At 68.8% G+C, this 15,647-nt stretch carries 13 protein-coding genes; 7 read left to right on the top strand and 6 right to left on the bottom strand.

All coding sequences use genetic code 11. The features are described 5' to 3' along the window. Window positions 1–3 precede the first annotated feature (3 nt). Window positions 4–324, top strand: coding sequence for a c-type cytochrome (locus tag DFLDMN_RS22320; RefSeq protein ID WP_423200051.1), 321 nt, complete (start codon window positions 4–6; stop codon window positions 322–324). Window positions 325–445: 121 nt separating this feature from the next. On the opposite strand, the gene DFLDMN_RS22315 is transcribed toward DFLDMN_RS22320, so the two are convergent. From DFLDMN_RS22315 to DFLDMN_RS22290, 6 genes are all read right to left on the bottom strand, one after another. Continuing rightward, complete coding sequence (locus tag DFLDMN_RS22315; protein WP_423200050.1) at window positions 446–1,156, bottom strand: glutathione binding-like protein; 711 nt, start codon at window positions 1,154–1,156, stop codon at window positions 446–448. Then, on the bottom strand, window positions 1,153–1,767 hold the full coding sequence (locus DFLDMN_RS22310) for a TetR/AcrR family transcriptional regulator (RefSeq protein WP_423200049.1): 615 nt from the start codon (window positions 1,765–1,767) through the stop codon (window positions 1,153–1,155). The genes DFLDMN_RS22315 and DFLDMN_RS22310 overlap by 4 nt, the downstream gene beginning before the upstream one ends. A 38-nt stretch (window positions 1,768–1,805) precedes the next feature. Next, window positions 1,806–2,600 (bottom strand): SDR family NAD(P)-dependent oxidoreductase, encoded by a 795-nt coding sequence (locus DFLDMN_RS22305; RefSeq protein WP_423200048.1) that lies wholly within the window; start codon window positions 2,598–2,600, stop codon window positions 1,806–1,808. Window position 2,601: 1 nt separating this feature from the next. Then, the gene (locus tag DFLDMN_RS22300; RefSeq protein WP_423200047.1) at window positions 2,602–3,318 is read right to left on the bottom strand and encodes a glutathione S-transferase family protein; all 717 of its coding nucleotides are present in this window, start codon (window positions 3,316–3,318) and stop codon (window positions 2,602–2,604) included. Beyond that, complete coding sequence (locus tag DFLDMN_RS22295; protein ID WP_423200046.1) at window positions 3,315–4,301, bottom strand: DMT family transporter; 987 nt, start codon at window positions 4,299–4,301, stop codon at window positions 3,315–3,317. The genes DFLDMN_RS22300 and DFLDMN_RS22295 overlap by 4 nt, the downstream gene beginning before the upstream one ends. A gap of 199 nt (window positions 4,302–4,500) precedes the next feature. Beyond that, on the bottom strand, window positions 4,501–5,475 hold the full coding sequence (locus tag DFLDMN_RS22290) for a LysR family transcriptional regulator (protein WP_423200045.1): 975 nt from the start codon (window positions 5,473–5,475) through the stop codon (window positions 4,501–4,503). A gap of 328 nt (window positions 5,476–5,803) precedes the next feature. Between DFLDMN_RS22290 and DFLDMN_RS22285 the strand changes: the two genes are divergently transcribed. The 6 genes from DFLDMN_RS22285 (at window position 5,804) to DFLDMN_RS22260 (ending at window position 15,601) form a co-directional block, all read left to right on the top strand. Further along, window positions 5,804–6,787 carry an HlyD family secretion protein gene (locus tag DFLDMN_RS22285; protein WP_423200044.1) on the top strand — a complete coding sequence of 328 codons (984 nt, stop codon included), beginning with the start codon at window positions 5,804–5,806 and terminating at the stop codon, window positions 6,785–6,787. Between the two features lie 96 nt (window positions 6,788–6,883). Next, window positions 6,884–9,706, top strand: coding sequence for a ribosome-associated ATPase/putative transporter RbbA (gene rbbA, locus DFLDMN_RS22280; protein WP_423200538.1), 2,823 nt, complete (start codon window positions 6,884–6,886; stop codon window positions 9,704–9,706). A 2-nt stretch (window positions 9,707–9,708) separates the two neighbouring features. Then, on the top strand, window positions 9,709–10,830 hold the full coding sequence (locus DFLDMN_RS22275; protein ID WP_423200043.1) for an ABC transporter permease: 1,122 nt from the start codon (window positions 9,709–9,711) through the stop codon (window positions 10,828–10,830). A gap of 23 nt (window positions 10,831–10,853) precedes the next feature. Beyond that, window positions 10,854–12,305 carry a TolC family protein gene (locus DFLDMN_RS22270; RefSeq protein WP_423200042.1) on the top strand — a complete coding sequence of 484 codons (1,452 nt, stop codon included), beginning with the start codon at window positions 10,854–10,856 and terminating at the stop codon, window positions 12,303–12,305. A 131-nt stretch (window positions 12,306–12,436) separates the two neighbouring features. After that, window positions 12,437–13,111, top strand: coding sequence for a matrixin family metalloprotease (locus DFLDMN_RS22265; RefSeq protein ID WP_423200041.1), 675 nt, complete (start codon window positions 12,437–12,439; stop codon window positions 13,109–13,111). 72 nt (window positions 13,112–13,183) lie between these two features. Then, on the top strand, window positions 13,184–15,601 hold the full coding sequence (locus DFLDMN_RS22260; RefSeq protein ID WP_423200040.1) for a caspase family protein: 2,418 nt from the start codon (window positions 13,184–13,186) through the stop codon (window positions 15,599–15,601). Window positions 15,602–15,647: the final 46 nt, after the last annotated feature.

Genomic DNA, 15,647 nt, shown 5'->3' with positions numbered 1-15,647 from the left:
CCGATGAACAAGAAGATCGTTGTCCCGCTTGCCCTGTGCGCGACCATGCTGGCCGGCCCTGGTCAGCACGCGCTCGCCAGCGAAGCGCTGGCGCAGAAGTACGCATGCATCGGCTGTCACCAGGCCGACAAACGCCTGGTCGGACCGTCGTGGAAGGAGATCGCCGCCAGGTACAAGGACGGCTCGAAGAACGCCCAGCAACTCGCCGCGAGCATCAAGGCCGGCGGCAGCGGCAAGTGGGGGGCGGTGCCGATGCCCCCGCAGACGCAGGTGCCGGACGCCGACCTGGCGGCGCTGGCAGGCTGGATCCTGTCGCAGAAGTAACTACGCGGCCCTCGGGTACCCGCGGCCCTGATTGGCGGCTGATGGGCGGCTGATGGGCGGCTGATGGGCGACTGATGGGCCGCCGGGCGGCGGCAGCGCGCCATCGATGCCGCCGCCCCCCTCAGGCGGCCGATTGCCGCGGACCCGCGGCCGTCTGTCCGAACAGGATCTTCTTGCCTTCCTCGGTGACCGCGGGCCGCGCCGAGTAGGGCTCGCCGCGCGCGTACGCCCGCACCGTGGCGGGACGCTCCCGGATGGCGTCGAACCAGCGCCGCAGATGCGGAAAGGCATCGAGGTCCTGCTGTTGCCGCTTCCAGGGCACCACCCACGGGTACGCGGCCATATCGGCGATCGAGTATGCATCGCCACCCAGGAAGGCGTGCGTGGCCAGGCGTCGGTCCATCACGCCGTACAGGCGGTTGGTCTCGTTCACATAGCGCGCGATGGCATAGGGCAGCTTCTCCGGCGCGTAGATGCCGAAGTGATGATTCTGTCCGGCCATCGGCCCCAGGCCGCCCACCTGCCAGAACAGCCATTCGAGCACGGTCTTGCGGAGGCGCAGTTCGCTCGGCAGGAATCGTCCGGTCTTCTCCGCCAGATAGACCAGGATCGCACCCGACTCGAACACGGTCACCGGCTCGCCGCCGTCGGCTGGCCGACGGTCGATGATGGCGGGCATGCGGTTGTTCGGCGAGAAGGCCAGGAACTCCGGCCGGAACTGATCGCCGGCGCTGATATCGATGGGGTGGATCTCGTAGTCGAGCCCGACCTCCTCCAGAAACATGGTGATCTTGTGGCCATTGGGCGTAGGCCAGTAATAGAGTTCAATCAATGGTGACTCCTTGGTCGGGTGGGGCGGGATCCTTCCAGCATGGCCAGCGCCGGCCGCAGCAGTCCGCGCAGCAGTTCGGGCTCCGGGCGCGAACGTGCCAGCACGCGCAATCCCATCAACAGGCCCAGCAGCATGCGGGCCAGATCGTCCGCCGGCTGCTGCGAAGCGATTTCGCCGCTGGCCTGGCCGGCGGTAACGCAGCGCAGGAAGAACGCTTCCATATCGCGCAGGACGTCCTGCAACGCGTCGCGAAACTCCGGATCGTGCGGGGCCAGTTCCAGCGCCGAGTTCACGATCATGCAGCCCTTGTGCTGCGCGTCGGTCAGCGAGAGCGCAATGATCTCGTCGAAGAACGCTTCGATGGCCGCGCGCGGCGAGAGCTGCGCCTCGAAGCGCCTGACCCGTTCGCAGAAGCCGCGCTGGATGTAGTGGTCGAGCGCCTTGCGGTACAGCATGCGCTTGTCACCGAAGGCGTTGTAGAGACTCGGGCCGGAAATGGACATGGCCTCGGCCAGGTCGCGCATCGAGGTCGCTTCGTACCCGCGCGACCAGAAGCACTGGATCGCAATGTCCAGCGCGGCGGCTTCGTCGAACGCCTTCGGGCGTGCCATGTCCGTACCTCGTTACGTCGTTGGTCGATACCGACGCATCATAGCGCGCTGTGATCCCTGACCGCGGCTTCCAGCGCGGGCTTGAGGCCCAGAAAGCGCGCATCCACCGCGGCGGGATCGGTGCGGTTGAGCGCGATCATCTGGGCGCGCGCCTCGCCACCGCGAATCACCTCGAAGGCGTTCGTCTCGATGCCCTCGACAATGGCCGCCGCCACCGCTGCGGCCGGCTCGCGCGAAAAGCCCAGCTCGGGGCCCGCGCGATTGGAGCGCATCATCGGCGTATCGGTGGCACCGGGGTAAACCGTCAGCACATGAATGCCCTCGCCCTTCAGCTCGCGCCGCAGCGACTCGCCAAAGCGTGCCAGACCGGCCTTGACCGCGGCATAGGTCGCATAGAACGGTGCGCCCACCAGCGCAATGCCCGAGGCAACGTTGACCACCATGCCATCGCCGCTGGCCCGCAACGCGCCGAGCGCGGCCTGCGTGAGCAGGATTGGCGCAAGCAGGTCCACGGTCACCATCTGTTCGATATCGGCGGCGGCGGTCTGCTCCAGTCGGCCGGCCCGCACGCCACCCGCGTTGTTGACGAGGATGTCCAGACCGCCCAGCCATGCGGTGGCCGCCTCGATCGTGGTGGCGCGCCCTTCCGCCGTGCCGACGTCAGCACAGGTGCCGCCGGCCGCGGGCAGGCGCTGCAAGGCGTCGTCGAGCGCAGCCTGGCGCCGGCCCGTGATAAACACTCTGGCCCCGCGCGCAAGCAGCGCTTCTGCCAGGGCAAAGCCGATGCCGCTGGAGCCGCCGGTGATCAGCACACGTTTGTTCTGCCATTGCATGTCAGGCTCCTTGTGCCGCGTCCAGCGGATAGTTGGAGGGAAACAGCGCGCGTCGGGTCTCTTCGTCGTTGACCGTCTTGAACACATGGCTCCTGGCCAGCGCCCGGGCCCGCGCGACGGCCGGGCGGGCGTCGATGCCGGCGAACCAGCGCCGGAGTTCGGGGAACGGTGCGAGCGGATCCTCGGCGCCCTTGCGCACGCGCGCGGCCCGATCGATCCAGCCCCAGGCCGACATATCGGCGATGGTGTACTGGTCGCCGACGATAAACGCGCGGCCCGCCAGATGGTCGTTGAGGACCTGGTAATGGCGATCGACCTCGCGGCGGTAGCGGTTGACCGCATAGTCCAGTCCATCGGGCGCGGCATGCTGGAAATGCACCGCCTGCCCCGAGAACGGCCCCAGGCCCGAGGCGATAAACAGCAGCCAGGACAGCAGTTCGGGACGATCCTCGGCGGTACCGAGGAACTGTCCGTCCTTCTCGGCCAGGTAGATCAGGATCGCCGTCGAGTCGAACACCCGGGCCTCCCGACCGCCGGGGCCCTCGGTGTCGACGATGGCCGGTACCTTGCCGTTGGGATTGATGGCGCGAAACGCCGGCGCATGCTGCTCGCCCTTGCTGGTGTCGACCGGGATGGCCTCGTAGCGCATGCCTGTTTCTTCGAGCAGCAGCGCGACCTTGGCCGGGTTCGGGGTCGGATGGAAATAGAAACGGATCATGAGGGCAGTGTCGTCGTGGGGGAAGTCGATAGGGTCGCGGGTCGGGCCGATGCGCCCGTGGCCAGTAGCACGCCAAGCACGACCGCCGCGATGGCGATGGTTTCCGTCCCGCTGGGATGTTCACCCAGTACCGGGATGGCGGCCAGCGCCGCCGCGCCCGGAATCAGCGCAATGATCGCGGTGGACGTCGACGGCCCCAGCAACGCGACGGAACGGTTGAAGGCGACGATCGCCACACCGCTCATCAGCAGCCCCTGATAGGTCGCCTGCAGCGCGATTTCGCCGGTCGATGCCAGGGCCAGGCGGCTCAGGCCGCCCAGGATATAGACGGGCAGGAACAGCAGCGCCGACCAGAAGCAGATCAATGCGGCGGACTGGACCGGCGTCAGGCTGCTGCGTCGAAACAGCAAGGTGTAGACCGCCCACATCGCCGCGGCAAGGAACAGGGCACCGATGCCGAGCGGATGCACGCCGCCTTCCGCGGCCACCCCCGTGGCCACCAGGCACGTCAGGCCGCCGACGATGGCGGCAAACCCGCACCAGCGCCGCGCACCCTGGTGCTCGCGCCAGACCAGCCAGGCGATGACACCAGCGAAGACCGGCATCATCGCCGGCGTAATGGCGGCCGCGCGCCGGGCCGAGGTGATCTGCAGGCCGAAGGCCACCGCCAGCACGAACGGGATGCCCCACAGGCACGCATAGAGCAGGCCTTCGGCCCACTGCCGCGGCGCCAGGCGGCGCCGGCCCGCGAGCAACACCGGCAACAGGACCACCGCACCGATGCCGAAGCGCAGCGCCGCGACATCCCACACGCGCAACTCGCGCGTCACGCTCAGGCGCGTCACCACAAACCAGCCGGCAAAGATGGTGAGGCTCAGTCCGGCCCAGCAGAGACCCCGCCACGTACGCCCCGGCGTGGGCGCGTGCCGCGTCATGCCGCCGGGGCGGCGCGTGGGCTCGACTTCGGGTTCGCCTGTTGTCATCGATGGGCCTGTCGCGGCGCGCGCCGCTGTCTCCGGCTGCCTGCCAGGTGGCATCGACCCAGGGCAGCAAACGCTGTTGGCCCGATTCTATAACGTTCGTTCTAAAACTGACAAGACCCATGTCCGGTCGCCGGTGGCGGCACGCCGGCGAGCGCCATGCCACCCGGGACCTCGCCGGCGTCCCGCTCCCCGCTCCCCGCTATGCGCGGCCTGCCTTGCGCCGCCTTGCCGGCATGGGCGCGGCAGCGATCGAGGTGCCGGCCAGACCGAGCAGCGAGTGCTCCGAGCCACGGCTCGCCGCCGCCACGAAATCGATAAAGCGCCGCACCCGCACCGGGATGTGCGTGCGATGCGGGTAGTACATGTAGAGACCGACGTTGTTGCTGCTGTACTGCGGCAGAATCGACACCAGGCGGCCCGCCTTGAGGTCGTCATGAATCATGTAGGCCGACAACTGCCCGATGCCCATGCCCGCGCGCACCGCCTGAATTTCGGTTTCCACGTCGTTGAACGCGGCCACGGCCGGCACTTCGAGGTAGACCAGGTCCTCGTCGATCATCAGTTCCCATGGCACCAGGCGTCCCGTGGCGGGCCGGCGGAAGCCCGTGCACGGGTGCCGCAACAGGTCGTCCGCATCCTTTGGTTCGCCGTGCTTCGCCAGGTATTCGGGCGAGGCGCAGATCAGCAGCGGCAGATCGCACAGCTTGCGCGCGACCAGGTTCTGCCCGGGACTGGTGCCAGCGCGAAAGCCCACATCGATTCTGGACTCGACCAGATCGGTAAACAGATCGCTGACCACCACATCGAACGTGATGCCGGGATACTGCGTCCGAAACCCGTGGATCAGCGGCACCAGGACGCGTGCCGCCACCGAGTGCGGCGCCGTCAGGCGCACCATGCCGTCGTCCTCGCTCTTGCTGCTGCGCACCTGTTCGAGCGCTTCGTCGAGCTGCCGCATGCCGGGGTCCGCCAGCTCGAACAGCCGCGCGCCCTCGGTGGTCAGGCTCAGCTTGCGCGTGGTCCGATGCAGCAGCCGTACGCCGAGTTCATCCTCCAGCGTGCGCACCGCCTTGCTGACCGCCTGCGGCGTCACGCCGGCCTCCACCGCCGCCTGCGCAAAACTTCTGGCGCGTACCACGCCAAGGAACATCGTCAGCACCCGGGCCTTGTCCATATTTGCAACCGATGGTTGGGAATCGAGCGGAAATGGTACGCCAGGTCATGGCAATCCCGCCACGCGCGGGTCACTTGCGAGGGTCACTTGCGAGGGTCACTTGGGAGGGTCACTTGGGAGGGGTCACTTGGGAGGGTCAAGGGGCGGGTGGTCCGATTGGGGCCGATCGGGGGGCCGGTCGGGGCGCCGATCAGGGCCGAGCGGCGGCCGATGGGGCCAAGCGCAGGCGATGGGCGGGCGGCCCGGGCGCCACGCCGCCCGACCTCCAATGCGTGCTGCCTTGAGACGGATCAAGGGAAGCGCGTACGCGAGTGCTACGCTGCCTGCAATGCATAACAAGCTCCGTTGGGCCCTCCTGGCCTCGCTCATCGTCCTGCTCGCCGCGACGACCCTGTGGTGGTGGAAATTCGGCCAGGGAGAGCGGTGGCCGGCTACGGTCGTCCACGCCAACGGTCGCCTCGAAATGGCGCGGGTCGACGTGGCCGTCAAGTACGGCGGCCGCGTGGTCGAGTTGCCCGTGCGCGAAGGCGATGTGCTGGCCGCCGGGGCAATGGTGGCCCGCCAGGACGATGCGGAGCTGCGCGCCCAGATGGCGGCCGCCAGGGCGGCGCGCACCCGCGCGGCCGACGCCGCCCAGCGGGCCCGCGCCGAGACCGATGCCCGCATCGCCCGCCAGCGCCTGGCCACCCTCGAGTGGTCCGAGACCGTCAAGCTGTTCGGCGACGGGCAGGTATCCGCAGTGGAGCGCGATCGCCGGCGGCTCGCCGTGGAGGGCGAACGCGCGGGCGTGGACGGCGCGCGCGCGGCACTGGGCGAGGCGCAAGCCGCCATCGCCGAAGCGGACGCCCAGGTTGCGCGCCTGCATGCCATGCTGGCGGAAACCACGGTGGTGGCGCCGGTGGCGGGCCGCGTCGAATATCGCGTGGTGGAGGTCGGCACGGTGTTGCCGGCGGGCGGACGCGTGGCCTCGCTGCTGAATCCGGACGACATCTACTTCACCATCTTCCTGCCCGGTCCGCAGGCGGGCCAGCTGGCTATCGGCGCGCCGGCCCGTATCGTGCTGGACGCGTTTCCCCACGAAGCCATTCCCGCCCGCATCGGCTATATCGCCGGCGCGGCGCAGTTCACGCCCAAGTACGTCGAGACCGAGACCGAGCGCGCGCGGCTGATGTACCGCGTCAAGCTGCAGTTGACGCCTGAGACCGCGCGCAAGCTGGCGCCGCGTCTGAAGGCCGGGATGACCGGCGACGGCTATGTCCGGCTCGATCCGGGTACGCCGTGGCCGGCGGCGCTGGCGGTGCACGGAGAATAGCGCGTGAGCACGGACCCGGACCGCGGCGACGCGAGCGGCACGAGCAGCGACTCGAGCGGGAGCACGCGCGGCAACGCGGCGCCCGACGCCATCCGCGTGGCAGGCCTGGCGCACCGGTACGGTGCCACGCGCGCGCTGGAGGATATCTCGCTGCAGTTGCCGGGCGGTAGCACGATTGGCCTGATCGGTCCCGACGGCGTCGGCAAATCGACGCTGCTGGCCGTGATCGCCGGTGTCAAGCACATCCAGCAGGGACACGCGCGGGTACTCGGCGCCGACCTGCGGGATCGCATCCAGCGCGAGTCGATCCTGCCGCGCGTGGCATACATGCCGCAAGGGCTCGGGCGCAATCTCTATCCCACCCTGTCGGTATACGAGAACGTCGATTTCTTCGCGCGCCTGTTCGGCCTCGCCGCGCGCGAGCGCGCGGCGCGCATTCGCCGGCTGCTCGATGCCACCGGCCTCGCGCCCTTCCCCGACCGCCCGGCCGGCAAACTGTCGGGCGGCATGAAGCAGAAGCTTGGCCTGTGCTGCGCGCTGGTACGCAACCCGGACCTGCTCATCCTCGATGAACCCACGACCGGCGTCGACCCGTTGTCGCGCCGGCAGTTCTGGACGCTGGTCGACGAACTGCGCGCCGAGCAGCACGGCATGAGCGTGATCGTGGCCACCGCCTACATGGAAGAAGCGCAGCGCTTCGCGCACGTGGTGGCGATGGACCAGGGCCGGGTCCTGGTCAGCGACAGCACGGCCGCCGTCTTGCGGCGCGCGGGCACCGACGACCTCGAACAGGCCTATGTCTCGCTGCTGCCGGCGGCGCGGCGCGGCGACGCCGCCGGCCTGGTCATGCCGCCGCGCGCACCCACGGACGGTGCGCCAGCCATCGAGGCGGAAGGGCTGACGCGGCGCTTCGGCGACTTTGTCGCGGTCGACCACGTCAGCTTCCGCATCGAGCGCGGCGAGATCTTCGGCTTTCTCGGCTCCAACGGCTGCGGCAAGACCACCACCATGAAGATGCTGACCGGCCTGCTCGACGTCACCAGCGGCAGCGCCCGGCTGCTGGGCCAGTCGATCGATGCCCGCGACATGCGCACGCGCATGCGCGTCGGCTATATGTCGCAGTCGTTCTCGCTGTACGAGGAACTGACGGTGCGCCAGAACCTCGACCTGCATGCGCGGCTGTATCACATGGAGGGCGCGCGTGCGCGCGCCGCGGTCACGCAGGCCCTGGCGCAATTCGACCTCGCGCCCTGCGCCAGCGAGCGTCCGGCCGCGCTCTCGCTCGGCATCCGCCAGCGGCTACAGCTGGCCGCGGCCTGCCTGCACGGTCCGGAAGTGCTGATCCTGGACGAGCCGACCTCCGGCGTCGACCCCGGCGCGCGCGACATGTTCTGGCGTCATCTTGTGAAGCTGTCGCGCGAGCAGCGGGTGACCATCTTCGTCTCCACGCACTTCATGAACGAGGCGGCTCGTTGCGACCGCATCTCCTTCATGCACCGGGGCCGCGTGCTCGCGGTGGGCACGCCCGAAGAACTGCGCGCACGGCGCCAGGCGCAGACGCTGGAAGACGCCTTCGTGGCGTACCTGGAAGACGCCGAACCGCCGGCCAAGTCACCCCCTCCTTCGGCCCTCCCGTCGGCCCTCCCTTCGGCCCTCCCGTCGGCCCCTCCTTCCGCCACGCCCCCTGCCCTCGCCCCGGCACCGCCGCATGCCGCGCGCATGCCGGCGCACGATCAGGATCACGAGCGCGACCGCGCCCACGGCCGTCAATCCGTGCCACCCGCCCGCACCGCCGCGGCCGCGCTGGCACGTATCTGGGCCTTTGCCCGACGCGAATCCATCGAGCTCGCGCGCGACCGGCTGCGGCTTGCCTTTGCCATCGTCGGCCCCGTGGTGCTGCTGCTGGCCGCGGCCTGGAGCGTATCGTTCGACGTGGAAAACGTACGCTTTGCCGTGCTCGATCGCGACCGGAGCCTGGCCAGCCGCGAACTGCTTGAACAGTTCGCCGGCTCGCGCTATTTCGTCGCGGCGGGCAGCGTGCACGACGACGCGCAGGCAAGGCATACGCTGCGCGCCGCCGACGCCTCGCTCGTGGTGGAGATCCCGCCCGATTTCGGCCGCGACCTGCTGGCGGGGCGCCGTCCGGAAATCGCGTTCCATATCGACGGCTCGAGCCCATTCCCGGGCGCCACGGTGCGCAGCTATGTCAATGCCGCGCTGCTTGGCTATGCCCAGGCGCGCATCGGCGCGCTGCCCGTGTCCGCACCCGCGCTGCCGGTCGGAGTGGAAACGCGCTTTGTCTACAACGAGCAGTTCCGCAGCATCTACGCCATCACGCCGGGCATCATCATGCTCGCCCTGATCCTGATTCCGACCATGCTGACGGCGCTCGGCGTGGTACGCGAAAAGGAGATGGGCTCCATTACCAATCTCTATGCCTCGCCCGCCAGCGTCGGCGAATATCTGGTGGGCAAGCAGTTACCTTACGTGGGGCTGGCCATGCTGGCCTACCTGGTGCTGGTGGCACTGACCGTCACCTTGCTGCAGGTACCGCTCAAGGGCTCCTTCCTGGCGTTGTCGCTCGGCGCGCTGCTGTTCATCCTGGCCGCGACCGGTCTGGGCTTGCTGATGTCGACCTTCGTGCGCTCGCAGGTGGCCGCGATTTTCGGCACCGCCATCGTGTGCCTGATTCCGTCGGTCAACTTCTGCGGCCTGCTCTATCCGGTCTCCACGCTGACTGGCAGCGGCTATTGGGTGGGGCTGGGATTTCCGTCGTCGTGGTTCCAGCTCATCAGCCTGGGCACCTTCACCAAGGGGCTGGGTGCGGACGGCTTCAGTGCCATGTACCTGGCGCTGGGCGGCTTTGCCCTGGTCTACCTGGTCGGGGCGCGCTGCCTGTTGCGCAAGCAGGAGGCGTAGCGATGGTGCAATGGCTCAAGAATGTGGCCCGGCTCAGCCGCAAGGAGATCTTCAGCCTGTTCAGCGATGCCACGCTGATGCTTCTGATCGTGTTTGCGTTCACCCTCGCGATCGATTCGGTGGCCAAGGGCATCAAGGCCGAGGTCTCGAATGCCTCCGTCGCCATTGTCGATGGCGATCATTCGGCACTGTCGCGCCGCCTGCGCGATGCCATCCAGCCGCCGTACTTCAAGCCGCCCGTGGATGTGGCGCGTGGCCAGGTCGACGCCGCGCTCGACCGTGGCAGCTACATCTTCGCGCTCGAAATCCCGCCACGCTTCGAGGCCGACGTCCTGGCCGGCCGTGCGCCGGCGCTCCAGCTGCTGGTGGACGCCACCGCGATGACGCAGGCCGGGCTGGGCAGCGCCTACCTGCAGGAGATCCTGACCAGCGAGACGCTGGCCTTCCTGCGCGCGCGCGACATCGAGGCGCAATTGCCTGCGACCGCCGTGGCGCGCGTGCTGTTCAACCCCAATACCGAGTCCTACTGGTTCACCTCGACCATGCAGATCGTGGTCAACATCACGGTGCTGTCCATCATCCTGGTGGGCGCCGCGGTGATCCGCGAGCGCGAGCACGGCACCATCGAACACCTGCTGGTCATGCCGGTACGCGCCAGCGAGATCGCGGCCGCCAAGATCGTCGCCAATGGCACCGTCATCATCGTCGTCGCGCTGTTGTCGCTATGGCTGGTGGTGAACCTGTGGCTCGGGGTGCCACTGCGGGGATCGATGGCGTTGTTCGCGCTCAGCACAGCGCTGTATCTGTTCTCGGCAACGGCGCTGGGAATGTGGCTGGCGACGCTGGCGCCGGCCATGCCGCAGTTTGGCTTGCTGGCCGTGCCCACCTACGCCGTGGCCTATCTGCTCTCGGGCGCGGCCACGCCGGTTGAGAGCATGCCTGCCGCCATGCAACCGGTGGTGCAATGGCTGCCCACCACGCAGTTCGTCACGCTGACGCAGGCCATCCTGTTTCGCGGCGCGGGCGTCGACGTGGTATGGCCGCAATTGCTCGGCATCACGGCGGCCGGCGCGCTCTTCCTGGCACTGGCCCTCACGCGCTTTCGCGCCATGCTGGCGCAATAGCGCTGCGCCAACGGAACACACCGATGAATCGGCATGCACAGGTGAAGATCGCCACATTACCGCGGTGCGCCGCGGCGCTCGCGGCCGGCGCGGTGATGGTCGCGGCCTGCACCACGGTACACGTCGACGTGCCGCCTGCCGCGTCGCCGCCGGCAGCTTTCGAGATGGTGCCGCCGCCGGACAGCGCACAGGTCGAGCTCGCGCGCTGGTGGGAGGTGTGGGAGGACGCCGAACTCAGCCGCCGCATCGACGCGGCGCTGCACGCCAACACGGACCTGCGCGTGGCGCGGGCGCGCGTGCTGGAAGCCCGCGCGATGGCGGCGATCGTCAATTCCGCGCGATATCCGACGGCGGCGGCGGTCGCCGGCGCCGCGCGTGGGGAAGGCAACTTGCGCAGCCCGTCGCCGGCACCCGATGGCTCCCCCGCGCTGGAAGCCTATGCCATCGGCCTGAGCGCGACCTGGGAGGTCGACCTCTTTGGCGGGCGCGCAAGCGATGCCGCCGCGGCGGCGGCGTTGGCGCAGGCCAGCGAGGCGCAATGGCACGGCGTGCGCCTGGCCATCGTCGCCGAGGTTGCGCAGACCTATCTGGAAGCGCAGGGGCTGCAGCGACGCCTCGCCCTGCTCGACCGCAGCCTGGTCACGCTCGCGGCCTTGCAGCGCTATGCGGAGGCCCGCTTCCATGCCGGCCAAGGGCTCGCCTACGATGTGGAGCGCGTGCGCGAACAGCGCACCGCGCGCGCGTCGGCGCGGCCGCTGCTGACCAGCCAGATCGCGGTGCGCCAGCGCCGGCTGGCGGTACTGGCGGGCATGGCGGCGCAATCCGCGCCACCGCTGCCCGCGCCGTCCTCGTTCCAGGTGCCGCCGGTGCCCGCGGGTGCGTTGCCGTCGAGCGTGCTCGAGCGCCGCCCGGACGTGCGCGCCACCGCCGCCCTGCTGCGCGCCCAGGCGGCCCGGCTCGGCAGCGCCCAGGCCGATCTGCTGCCGCGCTTCTATCTGAACTTTATCGGCCTCGACGGCCGCATCCGCATCGAGGGCCTGCCTGCGCTCAGCGGGACCGCGGGCCTGCTGGGCGCCGGTGTCGACCTGCCGCTGTTCAACGCCGGCCGCATTCGCGCCAATATCGCGGCCAACGATGCGCGGCTGCAAGCGGCCCTGGCCGAGCACGACAAGACCGTGCTGCGCACCCTCGAAGAGGTGGACAGCGCCTACGGGGTACGCCAGGGGCTCGACCAGAGGCGCCAGCAACTGGAAGGGAGCGTGGCGCTGGCACGCCGCAATGCGGCGCAGGCGCAGCGGCTGTATGAAGGCGGGCGGCGCACGCTGGAGGACGTACTCGACGCCCGCCTCGGCGCGCTCCGGCGCGAAGATGAACTGCTGCAGGCACAGACCGGGCTGGCCATCGCCACGGTCCAGCTCTACCGGGCGCTGGGCGGCGGCTGGGCGGCGTCCGACACCATCGAACCTGCTTCCTGATATGCGCCGCGCGGGCAGACCCACACCATGCCGCGTTCGGCTCGCTCGGTTCGCTGGCGCACATAAAACTATCGACTTTGTTACTTCTATCAACTATCCCTTACTGAAACTCTGCCGCCCAGGAGTTCATCATGGCTGACAACACGCACTTCTGCGCATCGTTTCCCAGGACGTCGGGCGTGCCCGGCAAGATGGCGATGCTCAAGGGCAAACGCTGGGATCCGGGCACCACCCTCACCATCCGTTTCATGAGCGGGTCCACCGCGCTGCAGGATCGCGTGGTCGCCGCGGCCAATACGTGGCTGCAGTTTGCCAACCTGCATTTCGATTTCCGCGACAGCGGCCCCGCGGATATCCGCATCGCGTTCATCGAAGGCAATGGCTCCTGGTCGTTCATCGGCACCGATGCGCGCTCGATCGACCCCTCGCGGCCGACCATGAACTACGGCTGGCTCAAGGACGACACGGCGGACGACGAAGTCATGCGTGTGGTGCTGCATGAGTTCGGCCATGCGATCGGACTGATTCATGAACACCAGAATCCGCTCGGCTCCATCCAGTGGAACCGGGACGCGGTCATTCGCGACCTGTCCGGACCGCCCAATAACTGGGATCTGCAGACCATCGAGAACAACATGTTTGCGCCGGTCGATCCCGAGGATGTGGCGGGTACGTCGGTCGATGTCGCTTCGATCATGATGTATCCGATACCGGCGGCGTGGACCCAGGACGGAAAATCGGCGGGCCTGAACCAGTCCTTGTCGGCCACCGACAAGGACTTCATCAGCCAGGCCTATCCACACTAGCCGCAGCCACCGCCTCCACCGCCTCCACCGCCTCCACCGCATCAGCCATACCCGCCGCGCGAGGGAGCGGCCATGAATGCAGACGACCATGCCATCCTGATCGGGATCAACGACTATCCCGCGCTCGGCGAAGACGGTGTCGATGCCAGCCTTCACGGGCCCGCCAACGACGTGGATGCGGTCAAGGCATGGCTGCTCGACAGCGCCGGTGGAAACTTCGCGAGCGAAGAGAATATCCAGGTGCTCAAGTCGCGGGTGACCGCCAGCGATGGCCTTGCGCACCCCACGGCCGATGAAATCGAGGTCACGTTCGGCCGTCTCAACGCATTGGCCCGCGAGAACCAGAGCAAGCGGCGCGGACTGCGCGTCGGGCGCCGGCTCTACATCTTTGTCTCCGGGCACGGATTTTCGCCGGGCCGGCAACGCGGCTGCCTGTTTGCCGCCAATGCCAGCGCCACGCTCGGCACCTTCAATGTGCACGCCACGGGTTGGCTGAACTGGTTGCAGGATGCCGGCTATTTTCGCGAGTACGTGCTGTGGATGGACTGCTGCATGAACCGCGTGTCGTTCCTGCAGCCGCGCGATCCGGCGCTGACGCCGGTCAATGCCACCGACCCGCCGGCCGCGAGCTTTATCGCACTTGCGGCGCAACGGCCGCTGAAGGCCGTCGAGATCGCCATTGCCGAGGACGGCAGCAAGATCCACGGCGCCTTTACCTGGGCCCTGCTGGAAGGATTGCGCGGCGCCGCCGCCGACGTGAACGGCCGCGTCACCGGCCGCAGCCTCGGCGACTGGATTCGCAATGCCATGTGCGCACGCATGACCGACCTCCAGCGCCAGGACGGCGATGTGGCGAAGGAACCGGAAGTGGTCCAGGAAGACTCGAGCCTGATTTTCGCGCGCGGCGTCAGGCGGCCGAGCTTTCCCGTCACGCTGACGCTGCCGCCCGAGGCCAGCGGCAAGCTGCTGCGGATCTGGTCAGGCATTCCCCCGCGCGCGCAGGAACTGTCGGCGGCCGCCGTGCTGAACCTGCAGTTGCCGCCCGGCCTGTATGTGGTAGAGGTGCCCGCTGCCGGTCTGCGCCAGGGCTTCGATCTCACCAGCGCCGCGACCGTCGACGTCACCGAAGCGGGAGACCCGGTGGCGGCGCCGGCCGACGATGCCACGGTCTTCGCGCTCGACATCGACCCGAACGATGCCGCCGCCGAAATCTTCGTGATCGACAGCCGCTTCTCGCTGGTGGACGGCGGTGCCGCCAGGCTGCTGACACCGCTGCCGTTCGGCCTGTTCAAGATCAAGACCCGCATCGGCCGCAGCCTCACGCAGCGCGTCATCCTGCTCGACCGCGACCGGCCCGTGCTGCTGCCGACCGAGATTGCCCGGCCGGTGGCGTCGGTCATGCCGCTCTCCGGCACGCCGCGGAACCAGAACCAGGAAGCGGGCCGGCGCGCGGCGCTGGCTGCCTCCATGCAGCTGCGCGGCGCGGATGCCGGTCACCCGTCCACGCTCATGGTGATGGCACGCACGGCCGACAGCCAGGACGTACCACAGGACAACACGGCGCCGTGGCGGGGCGTCAGCGTGGTCGATGCCGACGGCCGGCCTGTCATCACCATGGCAACCGATGGCCAGCGCGACAGCGAGCAGGCGTCCCACGCGTGGGCCGTGCGCGGACTACCGGCAGGGGTCTACTTCCTGCGGCAGCAGCTCGACCAGGGGCCGACGATCGAGCAAAGCCTGATCGTCGGCGCATCCTGGTGTCTGGAGGTCTATATATTGCGCCGGCTCCTGCCCGGCACCACCGCCCCCAATGTGCGGCCACGCGTATCGGTGATGATGCGCCGCCCAGGCCAGGAACCGGATGCGGCGCTGGAAAAGATCATCGAGACCGCAAGGCTCGCGCTGGCGGATGAGCGCCGCATTCTCAATGCCGAGCTGGAAGACATCCTGCTCCGGCATTGCGCCAACCCGGTCGCCGGCATGATCGGCGGGCATCTGCTGCTGGTCGAGCGCGATCGTGATCCTGGCCGCGACATGACGTTGCTCGACGTCGTCGTCGGCCGGTTGCGCGAGATGCTCGGCGACAGCCACCCCGATGTGGCGGCGCTGGGCCAGCAATGCGCGGCGCCGGCACTGCGGCGCTTTGGCCCACTGACGGGGCCGCCCATGTTCCAGCGAAGCTGGAAGCTGCTGGCCGAAGCGGCGCAACGGCGTCCCGCCTGCATCCCGCCAGGCATGTGGGAACGCACCATCGCGCAAACGGCGCTGCCCCCCTTCCTGGTATGGGCCGTCGACGACGCCGTGCGGAAGGCCGCGCGCACCAGCCTGGCGCAAGCGCTGTTCGGCCCCGCGTCCGGCGCAGCTGGCGCGTCGGGCGTGGCTGCCGCGCGCAATGCGCGCATGCGCGCGGCCCGGCTCCAGGTGCCACCGGCCGGCCTGCAGGCATTGCTGGCCGAACGCGCCGGCCAGGGGTCCGGGCCCCGGTCATAAAAAAACGCCGCGGAAGCCCGCGGCGTATCAATTTGCCGATCCGGGC

This window comes from Cupriavidus sp. H19C3 (assembly GCF_049393815.1).
Classification (GTDB): Bacteria; Pseudomonadota; Gammaproteobacteria; order Burkholderiales; family Burkholderiaceae; genus Cupriavidus.
The sequence above is the reverse complement of the archived record's forward strand: the minus strand, read 5'-3'. Positions and strand labels throughout refer to the sequence as shown.